At 68.1% G+C, this 17,725-nt stretch carries 13 protein-coding genes and 1 tRNA gene; 2 read left to right on the top strand and 12 right to left on the bottom strand.

Annotated elements, in window-relative coordinates:
- Positions 1-96 precede the first annotated feature (96 nt).
- A complete protein-coding gene (locus OG966_RS20335; RefSeq protein ID WP_326651161.1) occupies positions 97-645 on the top strand; it encodes a helix-turn-helix domain-containing protein in 549 nt (182 codons plus the stop codon).
- Positions 646-690: 45 nt separating this feature from the next.
- The gene (locus tag OG966_RS20330; RefSeq protein ID WP_326651160.1) at positions 691-2,058 is read left to right on the top strand and encodes a serine/threonine-protein kinase; all 1,368 of its coding nucleotides are present in this window, start codon (positions 691-693) and stop codon (positions 2,056-2,058) included.
- Between the two features lie 29 nt (positions 2,059-2,087).
- Here OG966_RS20330 and OG966_RS20325 read toward each other — a convergent pair whose 3' ends face one another.
- From OG966_RS20325 to dnaN, 12 genes are all read right to left on the bottom strand, one after another.
- Positions 2,088-3,518: a hypothetical protein gene (locus tag OG966_RS20325; RefSeq protein WP_326651159.1), complete on the bottom strand. Its 1,431-nt coding sequence runs from the start codon at positions 3,516-3,518 to the stop codon at positions 2,088-2,090.
- Positions 3,515-5,509 carry a vWA domain-containing protein gene (locus OG966_RS20320; RefSeq protein WP_326651158.1) on the bottom strand — a complete coding sequence of 665 codons (1,995 nt, stop codon included), beginning with the start codon at positions 5,507-5,509 and terminating at the stop codon, positions 3,515-3,517. Before OG966_RS20320 ends, OG966_RS20325 begins: the two co-directional genes overlap by 4 nt.
- A 174-nt stretch (positions 5,510-5,683) precedes the next feature.
- Positions 5,684-5,818: a DLW-39 family protein gene (locus OG966_RS20315; RefSeq protein WP_003958712.1), complete on the bottom strand. Its 135-nt coding sequence runs from the start codon at positions 5,816-5,818 to the stop codon at positions 5,684-5,686.
- A gap of 500 nt (positions 5,819-6,318) precedes the next feature.
- On the bottom strand, positions 6,319-6,789 hold the full coding sequence (locus OG966_RS20310) for a hypothetical protein (RefSeq protein ID WP_326651157.1): 471 nt from the start codon (positions 6,787-6,789) through the stop codon (positions 6,319-6,321).
- Between the two features lie 334 nt (positions 6,790-7,123).
- Positions 7,124-7,200, bottom strand: a tRNA-Ile gene (locus tag OG966_RS20305).
- Between the two features lie 59 nt (positions 7,201-7,259).
- Positions 7,260-7,892, bottom strand: a complete 633-nt coding sequence (locus OG966_RS20300) for a DUF3566 domain-containing protein (RefSeq protein ID WP_326651156.1) — start codon at positions 7,890-7,892, stop codon at positions 7,260-7,262.
- A gap of 3 nt (positions 7,893-7,895) precedes the next feature.
- Complete coding sequence (gene gyrA, locus OG966_RS20295) at positions 7,896-10,487, bottom strand: DNA gyrase subunit A (RefSeq protein WP_326651155.1); 2,592 nt, start codon at positions 10,485-10,487, stop codon at positions 7,896-7,898.
- A gap of 41 nt (positions 10,488-10,528) precedes the next feature.
- Positions 10,529-12,595 (bottom strand): DNA topoisomerase (ATP-hydrolyzing) subunit B, encoded by a 2,067-nt coding sequence (gene gyrB, locus OG966_RS20290; RefSeq protein ID WP_326651154.1) that lies wholly within the window; start codon positions 12,593-12,595, stop codon positions 10,529-10,531.
- A gap of 797 nt (positions 12,596-13,392) precedes the next feature.
- Complete coding sequence (locus OG966_RS20285; RefSeq protein ID WP_326651153.1) at positions 13,393-13,947, bottom strand: DUF721 domain-containing protein; 555 nt, start codon at positions 13,945-13,947, stop codon at positions 13,393-13,395.
- On the bottom strand, positions 13,944-15,077 hold the full coding sequence (recF, locus tag OG966_RS20280; protein WP_326651152.1) for a DNA replication/repair protein RecF: 1,134 nt from the start codon (positions 15,075-15,077) through the stop codon (positions 13,944-13,946). The genes OG966_RS20285 and recF overlap by 4 nt, the downstream gene beginning before the upstream one ends.
- A gap of 30 nt (positions 15,078-15,107) precedes the next feature.
- A complete protein-coding gene (gnd, locus tag OG966_RS20275) occupies positions 15,108-15,983 on the bottom strand; it encodes a phosphogluconate dehydrogenase (NAD(+)-dependent, decarboxylating) (RefSeq protein WP_326651151.1) in 876 nt (291 codons plus the stop codon).
- 137 nt (positions 15,984-16,120) lie between these two features.
- A complete protein-coding gene (dnaN, locus tag OG966_RS20270; protein WP_326651150.1) occupies positions 16,121-17,251 on the bottom strand; it encodes a DNA polymerase III subunit beta in 1,131 nt (376 codons plus the stop codon).
- Between the last annotated feature and the right edge of the window lie 474 nt (positions 17,252-17,725).

The raw sequence follows: 17,725 nt of genomic DNA, 5'->3' as shown, positions 1-17,725 counted from the left end.
AGGATTGGGACTCCCGGTGGGCGACCACTCTCCGTAAGATGCTCGACGTGGTTCGCAGCAGCGAAGCCCGCTTTGGGGAAGCGATGGGGAGACGCAATGGACGCAGCTCAGCAGGAAACGACCGCCAGAGCCAGAGAGCTGCAGCGCAGCTGGTACGGAGAGCCGCTGGGGGCGCTCTTCCGCCGGCTCATCGATGATCTTGGTCTGAACCAGGCCCGGCTCGCGTCGGTACTCGGGTTGTCGGCCCCCATGCTCTCCCAGCTGATGAGCGGCCAGCGCGCCAAGATCGGTAACCCCGCGGTGGTCCAACGGGTCCAGGCGCTGCAGGATTTGGCGAGTCAGGTCGCCGACGGCAGTGTCAGCGCGGCCGAGGCCACCGACCGGATGGAAGAGGTCAAGAAGTCCCAGGGCGGCTCCGTTCTGACCGGCACCAGCCAGAGCACCAGCAGCTCGGGTGCGCCGACGGTGCGCCGTGTCGTACGCGAGATCCAGTCGCTGCTGCGGTCGGTGGCGGCCGCGGGCGACATCATCGATGCGGCGGACTCCCTCGCACCGAGCCACCCCGAGCTGGCAGAGTTCCTCCGGGTGTACGGCGCGGGGCGCACCGCCGACGCGGTCGCCCACTACGAGTCGCACCAGAGCTGACCGAGGCAGACGCCTCACTAGGGAACGGGGAGCGGGCGCAGCGCAATGGGTGAGGTTTTCGCTGGTCGGTACGAACTGATCGACCCGATCGGACGCGGTGGTGTCGGCGCGGTCTGGCGTGCCTGGGACCACCGGCGCCGTCGCTATGTGGCAGCCAAGGTCCTCCAGCAGAGCGATGCGCACACGCTGCTGCGCTTCGTCCGCGAGCAGGCCCTTCGGATCGATCATCCTCATGTACTCGCCCCGGCCAGCTGGGCCGCGGACGACGACAAGGTGCTGTTCACCATGGATCTGGTGAGCGGCGGGTCGCTGGCGCACGTCATCGGCGACTACGGTCCACTGCCGCCCCGCTTTGTCTGCACCCTGCTCGATCAGCTGCTGTCCGGACTGGCCGCGGTGCACGCGGAGGGGGTCGTGCACCGCGACATCAAGCCGGCCAACATCCTGCTCGAGGCCACTGGAGCCGGGCGGCCGCATCTGCGGCTGTCCGACTTCGGGATCTCCATGCGCAAGGGCGAACCGCGGCTGACCGAGACCAACTATGTGGTGGGCACGCCCGGTTACTTCGCGCCCGAGCAGATGCTCGGCGCGGAGCCGGACTTCACGGCGGATCTCTTCGCGGTCGGTCTCGTCGCGCTCTATCTCCTCCAGGGCCAGAAGCCCGACTCCAGGGCTCTTGTCGAGCATTTCGCCAACCACGGCACTCCGGGCGCACCCCAAGGCATCCCGGAACCGCTGTGGCAGGTGCTTGCCGGTCTGTTGCAGCCCGATCCGCAGGTGAGGTTCCGTACCGCCACGGGGGCGCGCAAGGCGCTCACGGCTGCCGTCGAGCTGCTTCCGGACACAGGCGCCGATGACGAGCCGGTCGAGGTCTTCGACCAGATCGGGCCGCTTCCCGCCGGATTCGGCCCCACCGGTCCTGTAGCCGACCCCCAGGCAGCTCAGCGGCCCCAGCCCCCCGTGCAACAGTCCGTCCAGGCTCCCGCGCAGCAGCAGCCTCCGCCGTCGGAGACGGGCAGCTTCCATCTGGCCCCGCCACCTCAGCAGCCGCCCGCACAACTCCCGTACACGGCGGCGCAGCCGTCCACTCCTCCCCCCATGCCTGCGGCCACGGAACCAACACCGACCCCCACCCCCGTACCGGTGCACAGCGTCTCCCCCCTTTACGCCCCGGCGCCCGAACAGCCCGCGCAGTCCCCGACCGGCCAGACCGCCCCTACTGCCCCGGTGCAGTACGAACAAGCTCTTACTCGTGCTTACACCGCTCAGAGCCCGCAGGTTCCGCTCCCACACGCGCCGGTTCCGCAGGCGGCCCACAAGCGACCGGGACCGCCCCCGAAGGTTGCGGTCCCGGTGCTGATCATTGCGCTGCTCTGTTTCGCGGTCGGCATCTGGGCGCTGACCCAGGCCTGAACCAACAGGCCTGAACCACCAGGCCCGAACTACCAGGCGGGGGGCGAGCCGTACTGCCCCGGCGCCTGGCCCTGGCCCTGCCCCGGCATCTGGCCCTGCCCCGGCGTCTGCCCGTGCGTCGGCACCTGCCCGGGCACCTGCCCATGAGCCGGGAACTGAGCTGGCGCCGCCGGCAGCGCAGCCGTCCGCCGCCGCGCGAGCAGCATCCACGCCCCGAGCCCCAGCCCCAGCACGGCCCCCGCGCCGATCCCGGCGGCGGCGACCAGCTTCATCGTGTCGCTCTTCGCCGCCTCAGGAGCGCTCTTCCCGCTGTCCGCCGCCTCTTCGTCTTCCTGGGTGACCTGGAAGTCCCCGGCCGGCCCCGCGTACGCCGGAGCGCCCGTCGCCGTGCCCTCGATGTTCACCCGAAGGGTCAGCGGAATCGGCTTCGTGCCGTACTCCTGGGCGATTTCCGGGTTGAGAGTGACCGACAGGTAGTACCAGCCGGCGAAGCGCATGGCGCTGGCGGAACTGTCGGAGTCGTACCGGTTCTCGTACGCCACCGGAGGCAGCGGGTCGAGCGCGACCGACTTCTGCTTGCCGTCGTAGTAGACGTTCCCGTTGTTCTGCACGTACCCGCGGGCGGGGTTGTGCAAGGCCAGCACGAGGGCCTGACTGACGCTCTGGGCACTGTCGGGCGCCGTGCTCGTACCGAGGTCGGCGCTGGCGAAGATCTGCTGTCCCCAGTCCACCGGCACCCGGTAGAAGAGCGTCTGGCCCGGGGTGATCTCGTCCTGCCACTCGCCCTCCTTCAGACCGGTGGCGTCGGAAAAACTCGTTCCGCCCGTGCGCTTCTTCGGGCCGCCCGCGGGGGCCGCCGGAGATGCGGAGGGCCAGTTCTCGGCCGGTGCGGTAGGAGCGGCCTCCTTCAGCCCGGGCTCGGAGGCGAAACGCATCTCGACGTCCCATGCCTCGGGCGTGGAGGTCACATCGCTGGTCCGCTCCAGGAGAACGTAGTACGTGCCGGCCTCCTGGCAGTTGCTGCTCTCCTTGTCGATCGTCCGGTACGCGTACGCGGCGACCGGCCTGGCGTACTCGGCGGAGCCGAACTGGGCGTACTTGTCACTGCACTTGACGCCCGAGCGGTCCTCGATGCTCACCGTGAGCTTGTCCGAGTACGCGACCTTGGTGGCCAGCTTCGGGACGGCCGTCGCGGAGATGTACGCGTTGGTCCTGTCGTCCAGATCGACGCGGTAGTAACGCTTCTCGCCGCGCTTGATCGAATCCTTGTAGGTCGATCCGGCTCTGAGGGGCGGCCCGGCGGTGTTGGACGCCGTGCCCTGGACGGGCTTCGCCGCGCTGTCGAAGGAGTACGGATTGGGTTCGCCGGCCGCCCATGACGGCCCGGACAGCGCCGCCACCGCGCACATCGCCGCCATGCAGGCCAGCGTCACCCGGCCTCTGCCGCGCTGCCTCTTCACGCGCTTCTCCTTGTTGTGTCGGTGCCCGTGTCCGTGGCCGTCTGGGTGACCGCATCGGCGGCCGTACCCGTGGCTGACCTGCGCCGCACCAGTACGAGTACGAGGATCGCGATCAGGATGACCGCGCCGCCTGCGGCCGTCGCGGCCTCAGTGCCGGTCCATCCTGCCCCGGCGGCCGCTTCGCTGTCTTCGCGGGCGGCCGAATCACCCTGCTTGTCCGCCTTCTTCGCCAGGGCGGGAGCGTCGTGCTGCGGACCTGCCAGTTCGTCGCCCAGCACCGCCACCCTTACCACCACACCGATGTGCGGGTTCTCGGCGATTTCGGCCGCCTTCGCACCCAGCGTGACGGCGATGTAGAAACCGCCTCGGGTGTGCACCGGGACGACGTTGGGGCTGGACTCATGGCGGTTGGTCCAGGCAACCGGCACAGTGCCCATCTCCAGCGCCATGGGCCGCCCGTTGTAGATGTTCTGCGGGCTGAACTCCCCGGTGCCGCCGCCGACCGGCGCCCGGTCCGGCGTGAAGACCTGCGTGGCTCCGTAGGACCAGACGGAGGAAGAGCCTTCCACGCTCGGCTCGTTGGCGAACTCCACGTCGTACCGGAGCTGCTGCCCCCAGCCGACCGGGACCTTGTACCAGAGCGTCTGCGACGGCAGGATCTTGTCCCGCCACACGCCTTGCCCGAGTTCCTTGGCGTCGTTGAAGCCGGTGCCGCCCGTCACGTCCCGAGGGTCTCCGGTCGGCAGCAGGGCGTCCTTGTCGCCCTGCCCGTACTCCGGCTGCGACTGAGCGGGCGTCACATCCTTGGCCAGGGGCTTCTCGTTCCCGTACGTCAGTTCCAGCGGCCAGCGCGCGGCGTCCGAGTTCTTCTTGCTCTCCCGCTCGACGACCAGCCAGTACCGTCCGGCCCTGTCACAGCCGCCTGTGCCCTTCTCGCTCGGGATCCGGGCGACTGCGGAGGTCAGCGGGGTCGCGCCCTCCTTCTGGAAGAAGCGCTCGGTGCTGCTCCCGCAGGAACTGTCGGTGCCGTACGCGATGCTGGTGCGCAGGACGTCGAAGGTGTCGACCGCCGCCCCGGGCTGAGGCACCGCCGTCGCCGAGAAGTCCACAGTCGATTCGGCGTCCAGGTCGACCGCGTAGTAGCGCTGCTCGCCGGGTCCGATGGTGTCCAGATACTGCCCCGGTACGAGAGCGGGGGCCGCGTTCCGCTTCAGGGCGCCCTCGACCGGCTTGCCGCGGAAGCGGTAACCGGCCGCGGACAGCTGTGCGGAGCGCTGCAGCTGGCGGGCGAGCGCCTTGGCGTCGGGCGCGTCGTAGTAGCGGCCGTTGCCCGCCTTCGCGATGCACTCCAGCTGCTGCCGTGCCGCGCCCCGCACCTGGAAGCCGACGGTGTCGATACGCAGCCCGACACCGTCCTTGGAGAGCTGCTCGGCAACCTCGCAGGGCTGGGGGGAGCCGCAGTTGTCCTCGCCGTCGGAGATCAGCAGGATCGTGCGTGTCCCGATCGCGCCGTCCGCGGACTTCGGCAGGTCCTGGGCGGCCTTCCGCAGCGACAGCCCGATGGGAGTGTCGCCCTTGGGTCGTACGGCGCCCACAGCCTGTTTCATGGCCGCCCGGTCCAGTGGCCGCACGGGCCGGGCCAGTCGGGTGTCGGTGCAGCCCTTGGGCCGATCGGCGCCGTAGACCCGCAGGCCGGTGGGAAAGCCGTCCGGAAGGGCGTCCACGACGGTTCCGACGGCCGTGCGGGCGGATTCCATCCGGGTCCGGCCCGTGCCGTCGTCTTCGGCCATGGAGCCGGAGGAGTCGAGCACCATCACCAGGCCGCTCTTTCCGTCCGGCATCTCCGCCTGCCCTGCCTGCCGGGGCTGCGCCGCCCGCCCCGCCTCTGCCCGCCCCGCCGCGCTCGCCGCAGACAGCGGCCCGACCGCCAGGGCGAGCAGCGCCACGCCGATCGTTGCCACCGTCGACCGGCAGCCCAGTCGTGCCTTCACCCGTGTCCCCTCCCAAAACCCCAAAGTTTGCTCTTGCAACCTAGTGATTTGCGGAGGTGAACTCAAGAGGGGCGTTGTCACGGTCCCGCAACAGCACCGGCCACCCTTGCCCGGGCAACACGAAGCCCCGGCCGCTTCTGCGACCGGGGCTCAGTGATCCAAGACTGCTGCGTCTCACACACCCGAACCTGCGGGCACGGAGTCGGTCGCCTCCGTCCACAGATCCTGCTCGGCGCGATCCGCCTGGATCTGGCGGTACACGAGGAGCCCGCCGATGGCGGCCAGTGCGACCAGGAGAAGCTTCTTCACCGCGCGACCTCGTCTTTCCTTGACGTATGAGGACTTCTGGCGCCCGACTATACACACCGACCGATACCGATCGGTGACCTGCGTGCGCCCCAACTACGGCTTCGGAGAAAGCGATCGGCCCGGACGGAGAATCTCCGTCCGGGCCGAAACACAACTGTGGGACTAACAGGGTTTGAACCTGTGGCCTCATCCCTATCAGGTCGGTCTCACCCCTGCTACGCCAAGGGATGCAGCCGTTTCACCTGGGTAGGTGGCCGCTTGGGTCCGGCCGTAACCGTCGCCGTTCGTGCCTGTTGGTGTCAGGCGCTGATGTCGGTAAAAACACCGGGCTTGACACGGTGCGTGCGCCCGACGAGCACCGTGGGGGACGGCATCTCTGTACCGCACTGATGCCGCCCGGGACGATGCTCCGATGACAGCCGGACGCACCGTATCCACCCCTGCCCCCGAACCCCGGGTCGCGCGGCGAGCCTTGAATTGAGGTAGAGAAACCCGGGGTCCTATTGCTGCCAGGGGCTGCGGGGGATGCCCAAATCGATCCGGGCCCGCTCGTGGTAGTCGTTCATCAGGGCCACGAGATCCCCCTGCACCGGCGTCCCGTTGTTGTTGCGAGTCGCGATCACCTCCTGCCACAGGACAAGGTTGACCTCGTGGGCAGCCTTGATCGCCGCCGGCGAGGCCAGAAGGACCAAGGTCTCGAAGAGCACCGAGCGCCTCAGCTCGGCCGCCTCCATGGCTGCGGAATACTCTGCGTGCGTCTCCGTTCCCGCCTCCGCCTGCCGGGCTCGTTTCGCGGTACTGGATATCTCTTTCACGCACGAGGCGTACTCGATGTACGTGTCGAGCTTGCGTTCGTCCCAGCGGGTCGTCATGGCCCGTTGGTAGCGGGCACGCTCAGCCATCGTCGTGGCCAGAAATGAGGTCAAGGCACCGATCAGGACGCCAACCAGCGTCACTATCTGAGTGATCATGGCGCTGAACCTAGCCTCTGGCCCCGCGCCACCACGGCAAACTCAGTCGGCACGAGTGAGTGCGGTCAAGTGATCCGGACACTCAGCGCGATGACGACGGCCTGGTGCTGACAGACCTCGAGACCGAGTCGTCTCAGGCCGTGCTGCCCTGCCCAAGTTGAGAGTCGGCGCGCCGGAGGAACGGCGGTTCCTGCAAGAGCTCGAGCGGAAGACAGCGGGCGAAGATCGGCGTGAGGCGGCTCTGCTCGCTGACCACTGGAAGATCCGCTCATCGGCTGATGTCAGCTACTGATGCAAAAGACCCCCAGGCTTGATCACCTGGGGGTCTTTCGGCTGGTGGGGCTAACAGGATTTGAACCTGTGGCCTCATCCTTATCAGGGATGCGCTCTAACCAACTGAGCTATAGCCCCGCCGCGCTCTGCGCTGACCTCTGAAGATTAGCGCACGTGCCTGGCAGCGCCAAAATCGGTTACTCGTCCTCCGCCAGCGTGAGCTCGACACCGCCGACGAAACCTGCGGACAGGTTGTAGATGAACGCCCCGAGCGTCGCCAGCGCTGTGGCCAGCACCACATCGATCACCGCGATGACCGAGGTGAAGACCAGCACCCTCGGCAGCGACAGGAACGACTGAAGATCGAAACCATTGCTCTCGTTCGAGCCGGTGGCCTCGCTGATCGTCCCGCCAACCGTGGAGAAGACGCCCATGGCGTCCATGACCATCCACAGCACCGCGGCCGCGATCACCGTGCAGATGCCCAGCGCGATGGAGAGCAGGAAACTGACCTTCATCACCGACCACGGGTCGGCCTTGGCCACCCGCAGCCGCGCCTTGCGGGTGCGCGGCGTCGTACGCGCCCCGGTCCGCGGCCGCCGCACGGCGGTGCCCGCCTGCTGTCCGCCCTGCGCCTGGTCCACGCCCGGCGGCGAGGGATACGCCTGGGGCGGGTGGTACGGCTGCGCCGGCTGCTCGCCGCCGTATGTCTCGTACGGGGGCTGGGGCCCCCGGGTGCCCGCCACCGTAACCCCCTGGGAGTCCGCGGCAGGGCCACGGGCACCGCTCGCTCCGGAAGCGGCCGATCCGGCGCCCGTGGCTCCACTCACGCTTTACTCCTCGTGCTCCCCGGCCGAGGGCTCAGTGCCCTCGACTGCCGCCTCGACCGTCTCAACGTCGGCCTCTACGGTCCCTTCGACCTCTTCGGCCTCACGACCGGCCTCGGCGTTACGAGCGATACCGACCACGGCATCGCGCTTGCCCAGGTTGATCAGTTGGACGCCCATGGTGTCACGGCCCGTCTCCCTGACTTCATTGACTCGCGTACGAATCACACCGCCGCCGAGCGTGATGGCGAGGATCTCATCCGTCTCCTCGACCACCAGCGCACCCACGAGCGAACCGCGGTCCTCCACGATCTTGGCGGCCTTGATACCGAGGCCGCCACGACCCTGGACGCGATAGTCGTCGACAGCGGTCCGCTTCGCGTACCCGCCATCGGTGGCAGTGAACACGAACGTACCCGGCCGGACAACATTCATCGAGAGGAGCTCGTCGCCCTCACGGAAACTCATCCCCTTCACACCCGATGTCGCCCGCCCCATCGGACGCAGCGCATCGTCCGTGGCGGTGAACCGGATCGACTGCGCCTTCCTGCTGATGAGCAGCAGATCATCCTCTGCCGACACCAGCTCCGCGCCGATCAGCTCGTCGTCGCTGCCGTCCTCCGTCTCCCGGAGGTTGATCGCGATGACACCGCCCGACCGGGGCGAGTCGTAGTCCTTGAGCGGCGTCTTCTTCACCAGACCGCCCTTGGTGGCGAGCACCAGATAGGGCGCGGCGTCGTAGTCGCGGATCGCCAGGATCTCGGCGATCTGCTCGTCCGGCTGGAAGGCCAGCAGGTTGGCGACGTGCTGGCCGCGCGCGTCCCGGCCGGCGTCGGGAAGCTCGTACGCCTTGGCGCGGTAGACCCGACCCTTGTTGGTGAAGAACAGCAGCCAGTGGTGCGTCGTCGAGACGAAGAAGTGGTCGACGATGTCGTCTTCCTTCAGCTTCGTACCGCGGACGCCCTTGCCGCCGCGCTTCTGCGAGCGGTAGTCGTCCGTCTTCGTACGCTTCACATAGCCGCCACGCGAGATGGTGACGACGATGTCCTCCTCGGCGATCAGGTCCTCGATGGACATGTCACCGTCGAAGGGCACCAGCTTGGAACGCCGGTCATCGCCGAACTTCTCGACGATGACGTTCAGTTCCTCGCTGACGATCTGACGCTGCTTCCCGGGCGAGGCCAGGATCGCGTTGTACTCATTGATCTTGGCCTGCAGCTCGTCGTGCTCGGCGACGATCTTCTGCCGCTCCAGGGCTGCCAGTCGGCGCAGCTGCATCTCGAGGATGGCGTTGGCCTGGATCTCGTCGATCGAGAGCAGACCCATCAGGCCCTCGCGCGCGATCTCGACCGTGTCACTGCGCCGGATCAGCGCGATGACCTCGTCGATCGCGTCCAGCGCCTTGAGCAGACCGCGCAGGATGTGCGCCCGCTCCTCCGCCTTGCGCAGACGGAACTTCGTGCGCCGGACGATGACCTCGATCTGGTGGTGCACCCAGTGGCGGATGAAGGCGTCCAGCGACAGCGTGCGCGGCACGCCGTCGACCAGAGCCAGCATGTTCGCGCCGAAGTTCGTCTGGAGATCGGTGTGCTTGTAGAGGTTGTTCAGCACGACCTTGGCGACGGCGTCCCGCTTGAGCACGATGACCAGGCGCTGGCCGGTGCGGGACGAGGTCTCGTCCCGCACATCCGCGATGCCGCCGATCTTGGCGTCCTTCACCAGGTCGGCGATCTTCTGCGCGAGATTGTCCGGGTTGGTCTGGTACGGAAGCTCCGTGACCACCAGACACTGGCGGTTCTGGATCTCCTCGACCTCGACGACCGCGCGCATCGTGATGGAGCCACGACCGGTGCGGTACGCCTCCTCGATGCCCTTGCGGCCCACGACCAGGGCACCGGACGGGAAGTCCGGACCCTTGATCCGCTCGATGAGCGCGTCGAGCAGCTCCTCGTGCGTAGCGTCCGGGTGCTCCAGCGCCCACTGCGCGCCGGCCGCGACCTCGCGCAGATTGTGCGGCGGGATGTTGGTCGCCATACCGACCGCGATGCCGGCCGAGCCGTTGACCAGGAGGTTCGGGAAGCGCGCCGGCAGGACCGTCGGCTCCTGGTTGCGGCCGTCGTAGTTGTCCTGGAAGTCGACGGTCTCCTCGTCGATGTCCCGGAGCATCTCCATCGACTGCGGCATCAGCTTGCACTCGGTGTACCGCATGGCTGCGGCCGGGTCGTTGCCCGGGGAACCGAAGTTGCCGTTGGAGTCCACCAGCGGCATACGCATCGACCACGGCTGAGCCAGCCGGACCAGGGCGTCGTAGATCGAGGAGTCGCCGTGCGGGTGGTACGTACCCATGACGTCGCCGACGACGCGGGCGCACTTGTAGAAGCCCTTCTCGGGCCGGTAGCCGCCGTCGTACATCGCGTAGAGCACACGGCGGTGGACGGGCTTGAGACCGTCCCGTACGTCGGGCAGCGCACGCGAGACGATGACGGACATCGCGTAGTCGAGATACGAGCGCTGCATCTCCGTCTCGAGCCCGACGGGCTCGATCCGCAGAGTCTGCTCTTCTTCTTCAGTGATGGCGGGAGTGTTCTCGTCGGCCATTGCTGGTCAAGATCCTTTCGAAGCGGTCAGCTGAGACCGACTCAGATGTCGAGGAAGCGGACGTCCTTGGCGTTGCGCTGGATGAACGAGCGCCTCGCCTCGACGTCCTCGCCCATCAGCACGGAGAACAGGTCGTCGGCCTGTGCCGCGTCGTCCAGCGTGACCTGGCCGAGCACACGGTGGTCCACGTCCATCGTGGTGATGCGCAGCTCCTCGGCGTTCATCTCGCCGAGACCCTTGAAGCGCTGGATCGAGTCTTCCTTGATCCGCTTGCCGTTCTGCTTGCCGAGCTCGACGAGCGCGTCGCGCTCACGGTCCGAGTAGGCGTACTCGAAGTCGTCCCGGCCCCACTTGATCTTGTAGAGCGGCGGGCGCGAGAGATAGACGTGCCCGGCCTCGACCAGCGGCCGCATGAAGCGGAACAGGAAGGTCAGCAGCAGGGTGTTGATGTGCTGGCCGTCGACGTCGGCGTCCGCCATCAGAATGATCTTGTGATAGCGGAGCTTCTCGATGTCGAAGTCCTCGTGGACTCCGGTGCCGAAAGCCGAGATCAGCGCCTGGACCTCGGTGTTCTGCAGGATCTTGTCGATCCGTGCCTTCTCGACGTTCAGGATCTTGCCTCGGATGGGCAGGATCGCCTGGTACATCGGGTTACGGCCGGACTTCGCCGAACCACCGGCGGAGTCACCCTCGACGATGAAGATCTCGCACTTCGTCGGGTCGTTCGACTGGCAGTCGCTCAGCTTGCCCGGCAGCGACGCCGACTCCAGCAGGCCCTTGCGGCGGGTCAGGTCACGCGCCTTGCGGGCCGCGACACGCGCCGTCTGCGCCTGGATGGCCTTGCGGATGATGTCCGCGGCCTCGTTGGGGTTGCGGTCGAACCAGTCGGTGAGGTGCTCGTGCACGACCTTCTGGACGAAGGTCTTCGCCTCGGTGTTGCCCAGCTTGGTCTTGGTCTGGCCCTCGAACTGCGGCTCTCCCAGCTTGACCGAGATGATCGCGGTGAGACCCTCGCGGATGTCCTCGCCCGCCAGGTTGTCGTCCTTCTCCCGCAGGAACTTCTTCTCGCGCGCGTACCGGTTGACCAGACCTGTCATGGCCGCACGGAAGCCCTCCTCGTGCGTACCGCCTTCATGCGTGTGGATCGTGTTCGCGAAGGAGTACACACCCTCGGTGTACTGCGAGTTCCACTGCATGGCGATCTCGGCCGAGAGCAGACGCTCCTTGTCCTCGGCCTCGATGTCGATGACGGTCGGGTGGATCAGCTCGCCCTTGCGCGAGTTGAGGTACTTGACGAAGTCGACGATGCCGCCTTCGTAGTAGTACGCCACCGTGCGGGCGGGCGGCTCCTCGTCCGGCTCCTCGGGGGCGTCGGCACCAACGGTGGCCTTCGCCGACTCGCGCTCGTCCGTCAGCTTCAGGGTCAGGCCCTTGTTGAGGAAGGCCATCTCCTGGAAACGGCGGGAGAGCGTCTCGAAGGAGTAATCGGTCGTCTCGAAGATGTCCGCATCAGACCAGAAGGTGACCGTGGTGCCGGTCTCGTCGGTGGGCTCGTTCCGCGACAGCGGCGCGGTGGGCACACCGAGCTTGTAGTCCTGCGTCCAGCGGTAGCCGTCGCGCTTGACCTCTACGGAAACCCTGGACGACAGGGCGTTGACGACCGATACACCGACGCCGTGCAGTCCGCCGGAGACGGCGTAGCCGCCGCCGCCGAACTTGCCGCCCGCGTGCAGAACGGTCAGCACGACCTCGACGGCCGGCTTGCCCTCGGACGGGACGATGTCCACCGGGATACCGCGACCGTTGTCGATCACGCGCACGCCACCGTCGGCAAGGATCGTGACGTCGATGGTGTTCGCGTGCCCGGCGAGGGCCTCGTCGACGGAGTTGTCGACGACCTCGTACACAAGGTGGTGGAGTCCACGCTCACCGGTCGAGCCGATGTACATGCCGGGGCGCTTGCGGACCGCGTCCAGACCCTCGAGGACGGTGATCGCGCTGGCGTCGTACGAGGCTGTGACCTCGCCGTTGCCGCCGGCAGGAGTGGACGGAATGTTCTCGTTGGGGTTGCCGGAATCGGCCACGAAGCGCCCTTTCTGGCACAGCACAAGCCGTTCTCCGGGCAAGCGGGAGCGGCTGCGTCGTTCGACATGTTCCGCGAGTAGGCGGGATTACCCATCAGTCTACCGGTACCGCCGACCCGAATGGGGGTTTGCCGGTAGCTGAGTCCGCATGTGCCGCCCTGAACCACGTCGGTCCGACTCCCCATATCCGGGAAGGGGCTTCAGGAGGCTCACGCAGGCGTTGAGCGCTTCGGCCTGTCAACCACTGGCTACCGTGAGGGACACCTCACATGTCTCGTCCGGTTTCTCCCGCCTCGTCCTGCCCAGGGAAGCGGCGGGTTTGGCGGGGCGACGGCTGGGGGGAGAGCTCCGGGAACGAGCTCGGCGCTCAGGGGGGCGCACCGGGGCTGCTGCGGCGCGAAGCTGTCGCGACGGGCGCGGGGTGGGCCCCGGACACCGGGCGCGGCACGGGCCTGGCGGAAAGCGGGCACGTCGGGGCCACTGCCGCGGCGGTCCTGAGGGAGACCCCCGCCATCGGGCCGGGGAGCCTGGCCACACGCGGTACGGAGGACTGCTCACGGCACGAAGCCGCCGCGAAGGGCCCGAGCGACCACGAGCCCAGTGTCGGCGGGTGGGGCACGGAGCCCCCGGCACACAGGGGTACGGCGGGGCTGTCGCGGCGGGAAGCCGCCGCGACGGGTATGAAGGGCGACCCGCGGCATCCGGCGTTACCACGGCACGAAGCCGCCGCAGCAACGCGCAGCCCCGTGTTCTGGGACCCCAGCAGCCCCCGTTCGGGAAGGGGCGGGCAAAAGGGGCGGGCACGGGGGAGACGGATCCCCTCAGCCGTACGTGTCGCCCGGCCCCACACTCCCCGGCGCCCTCAACGGCCCATACCGCCGCGGCGGCCCACCCGGCCCCAGCACCTTGATCAGCTTTACGGTCCCCTGCCCCAGGTCCTCGTTCAGCCGCGCCACCAGCCGCGGCGCCAGCAACCGCAGCTGCGTCGCCCACGCCGTCGAGTCGCACTGCACGGTCAGCACACGCTCGTCCTCGTCGTACTTCTGCGGTACGCAGTGGTTCGCCAGGTCCGGGCCCACGATCTGCGGCCAGCGCCCCATCACGCCGCCCACCGCGGCCGGCGTCTCCCAGCCCCGCTCGGTGATCAGCCGGTTGATCGCCGCCCCGAGCGGCAGCGGATCACGCCCGTCCGCCCGCGCCCCCGACCTCAGCCCGCCGCCCCGCCTGGCCTGCTTCTTCTGCTGAGCCGCCGCCCCCTGCGCCTTCGCCTGTTCCTTCGCCGCGCGCAGCGCGACCCGCGCCAGGTCAACGCCCGACGACTCGGGCACCTTCGGCGACTCCGCAGGCTCCCCGGACCCCACCGGCCCTTCGCTCATACGCGCTCCACCTCCCCGTCGGCCACCGTGAACCGCGCCCCGGCCAGCACCCCCGGCACATCGTCGTCGACCGCCGCCGTCACCAGCACCTGCTCACCCGGAGCCACCAGTTCCGCGAGCCGCTCCCGACGCCGCGTGTCCAGCTCCGCGAAAACGTCATCCAGGACGAGCACCGGCTCATTGCCTTCGGCCCGCAGCAGCTCGTACGAAGCCAGCCGCAGCGCCAGCGCGTAGGACCAGGACTCGCCATGACTGGCGTACCCCTTCGCCGGCAGCGGCCCCAGCTTGAGCACCAGCTCATCGCGGTGCGGACCGACCAGCGTCACACCCCGCTCGATCTCCTGCTTGCGCACCTCCGCAAGCGCGCCGATCAACTGTGCGTACAGCTCGTCGCGACCGTGCGCACAGACCCCGCCGCCGGCAGAAGAGGAGGAACGGTACTCCAGCGCAACCGGCCCGCCCCCCGGTGCCAGCGCCTCGTACGCCTTGTCCGCCAGCGGCTGCATCGCGGCGATCAGATCGATCCGCTGTGCCAGCAGCTCCGCCCCCACCCGCGCCAGATGCTGGTCCCACACATCCAGCGTGGACAGATCCATCCCGCGTCCGCCGTGCCGTCGCGCCATCGCTGCCGACTTCAGCAGCGTGTTGCGCTGCTTGAGCACCCGCTCGTAGTCGGACCGCACCCCGGCCATCCGCGGCGACCGCGCCGTGACCAGCTCGTCGAGGAACCGTCGCCGCTCGCCCGGATCGCCCTTCACCAAAGACAGATCCTCCGGCGCGAACAGCACCGTCCGTACTATCCCCAGCACATCACGAGGTCTGACCTGTGAAGACCTGTTGATACGGGCTCGGTTCGCCTTCCCTGGGTTGAGCTCCAGCTCGATCAGCTGGGAACGCTCGCCCTGTGTGACGGCGGCCCGGATGACGGCGCGGTCGGCCCCCATCCGTACCAGAGGAGCGTCCGACGAGACCCGATGGCTGGCCAGCGTCGCGAGATAGCCGACCGCCTCGACGAGATTCGTCTTGCCCTGCCCGTTCGGCCCCACGAACGCGGTGACGCCCGGGTCGAGTGGGACCTCGACCCGGGCGTACGAGCGGAAGTCGGCCAGCGACAAATGCGTGACGTGCATGGATGTACGCCGACCTCCCCCGGCTCAGGGTTACTTGCTCTCCACCGCGTGGCCGCCAAACTGGTTGCGCAGCGCCGCGATCATCTTCATCTGCGGGGAGTCGTCCTGACGGGACGCGAACCGAGCGAACAGCGCCGCGGTGATCGCGGGCAGCGGCACGGCGTTGTCGATCGCGGCTTCCACAGTCCACCGGCCCTCGCCGGAGTCCTGTGCATAACCGCGCAGCTTCTCCAGGTGCTCGTCCTCGTCCAGCGCGTTGACCGCCAGGTCGAGCAGCCAGGAACGGATGACCGTGCCCGCCTGCCAGGAGCGGAATACCTCGCGTACGTCGGTGACGGAGTGGACCTTCTCCAGGAGCTCCCAGCCCTCGGCGTAGGCCTGCATCATGGCGTACTCGATGCCGTTGTGAACCATCTTGGCGAAGTGACCGGCGCCGACCTTGCCCGCGTGAACCGCGCCGAAGTCGCCCTCGGGCTTGAGCGCATCGAAGATCGGCTGAACCTTCGCGACGTGCTCGGCCTCGCCGCCGTACATCAGCGCATAGCCGTTCTCCAGGCCCCAGACCCCGCCGGAGACACCGCAGTCGACGAAGCCGATGCGCTTGATGCCCAGCTCGACCGCGTGCTTCTCGTCGTCCGTCCAGCGGGAGTTGCCGCCGTCCACCACCACGTCGCCCGGCTCGAGCAGATCGGCGAGCTCGTCGACGGTGGACTGGGTCGCGGCGCCGGCCGGGACCATCACCCACACGACCCGCGGGGCCTTCAGCTTGCCCACAAGCTCCTCGAGGCTGTGGACATCGGCGAGGTCCGGGTTGCGGTCGTAGCCGATGACAGTGTGGCCTGCGCGGCGGATGCGCTCGCGCATATTGCCGCCCATCTTGCCAAGGCCGACGAGACCGAGCTCCATCACAGATTCCTTAAGCGTTGTATGCCGATTCGTACCCGGCTTTGAGCCTACGCCCGGCCGGTACGCACGGCCCGACGGGCCTGCTCGGGTGGAAGCAGGCCCGTCGGGATCACACCGTCTCAGCCCGATCGGGAGGCTCAGCCGGACAGCCGGACGGGCATGATCAGGTACTTGTACGCCTCGTCGGCCTCGGCATCCACAGCCGGCTTGCCGCTCAGCAGCGCGGGCTTGGTCGAGGTGGTGAAGGACAGCTGGGCGGCCGGCGAGTCGATGGCGCTCAGACCGTCGAGCAGGAAGGTCGGGTTGAAGGCGATCGAGATGTCGTCGCCGTCGAGGTTCGCGTCGACACGCTCCACAGCCTGTGCATCGTCGCTGGAACCGGCTTCGAGGATCAGCACGCCCTGCTCGAAGCTGAGCCGCACCGGGGTGTTCCGCTCGGCGACGAGCGCCACACGCTTGACGGCCTCCACGAAGGGCGCGGTCTCGATGACAGCGATCGAGTTGAACTCAGTGGGGAAGAGGGTGCGGTACTTCGGCAGATCGCCTTCGAGCAGTCGGGTCGTGGTCCGTCGCCCGGCACCCTCGAAACCGATCAGCCCCTCGCCCGCACCCGAGCCGGAGAGCGCCAGAGTGACCGTGTCACCGCTGGTCAGCGCCTTGGCGGTGTCCAGCAGCGTCTTGGCGGGCACCAGCGCCACGGCGGACGCATCCGGGTTCTCCGGCTTCCACAGGAACTCGCGGACGGCGAAGCGGTAACGGTCGGTGGAGGCCAGCGTGACGCTGTCGCCCTCGATCTCGATACGCACGCCGGTGAGGACGGGAAGCGTGTCGTCGCGACCGGCCGCGATGGCCACCTGGGCGGCGGCGGAGGCGAAGACCTCACCGGGCACGGTGCCCGTCGCGGTCGGCATCTGCGGCAGCGCCGGGTACTCCTCCACCGGCAGCGTGTGGAGTGTGAATCGCGAGGAGCCGCAGACCACGGTCGCTCGTACACCGTCTGTGGAAATCTCCACCGGGCGGTTGGGGAGAGCGCGGCAGATGTCGGCAAGCAGTCGGCCGGAGACCAGAACGGTGCCGTCCTCATCCACCTCCGCCTCCACCGAGACACGGGCCGAGACCTCGTAGTCGAAGCTCGAGAAGCTGAGGGCACCGTCCTCCGCCTTCAGAAGAAGGCCCGCGAGTACGGGCGCCGGCGGACGGGCCGGAAGGCTGCGGGCCACCCAGGCCACCGCCTCCGCGAGTACATCGCGCTCCACCCGGATCTTCACCGGAACCGCCTCCTGCTGTTGCTCGCTCGCCCTGCTGGCCTTCGTCGTCGGCTGTGTCGCCGGGGACCAGTCTGACGTACGGCACCGACAGTCGGTGCGGGTCGGGGTCAAGTCGTCGCAAGAGGTGCTCGACGTTCCGGGCTGCAGTTGTGCACAGGGCCTTCTTCGAAGCGAATTTCCCGGTAACTCTAGGTGGGAGTAGTAGTAGGGCCTGTGGAAACCGTGGATAACGTCATCTGCGCAGGTCAGACCCGTTTTTTTGTCCACCGGTCCTGTGGGCGGAGCCGGTGGACAACCCGGCTCTTCTGTGGACGCCCGAAAGTTCTGCACATCCGATGCACAGCCTGAGGGGACTTCTCCCCAGCGCTGTCCCCAGCTTTACCCACGTTCCCCACAGCCCAACCGACCTCGTTGGTGTGACGCCTTTCACTCGACACGGTGAGACCTGCTGGTTCGTTGCCGAACAGTGGACAG

The organism is Streptomyces sp. NBC_01750 (genome assembly GCF_035918095.1).
Taxonomy (GTDB): domain Bacteria; phylum Actinomycetota; class Actinomycetes; order Streptomycetales; family Streptomycetaceae; genus Streptomyces.
Note: the sequence above shows the minus strand (reverse complement) of the source record. Positions and strands in the feature narration are given on the sequence as shown.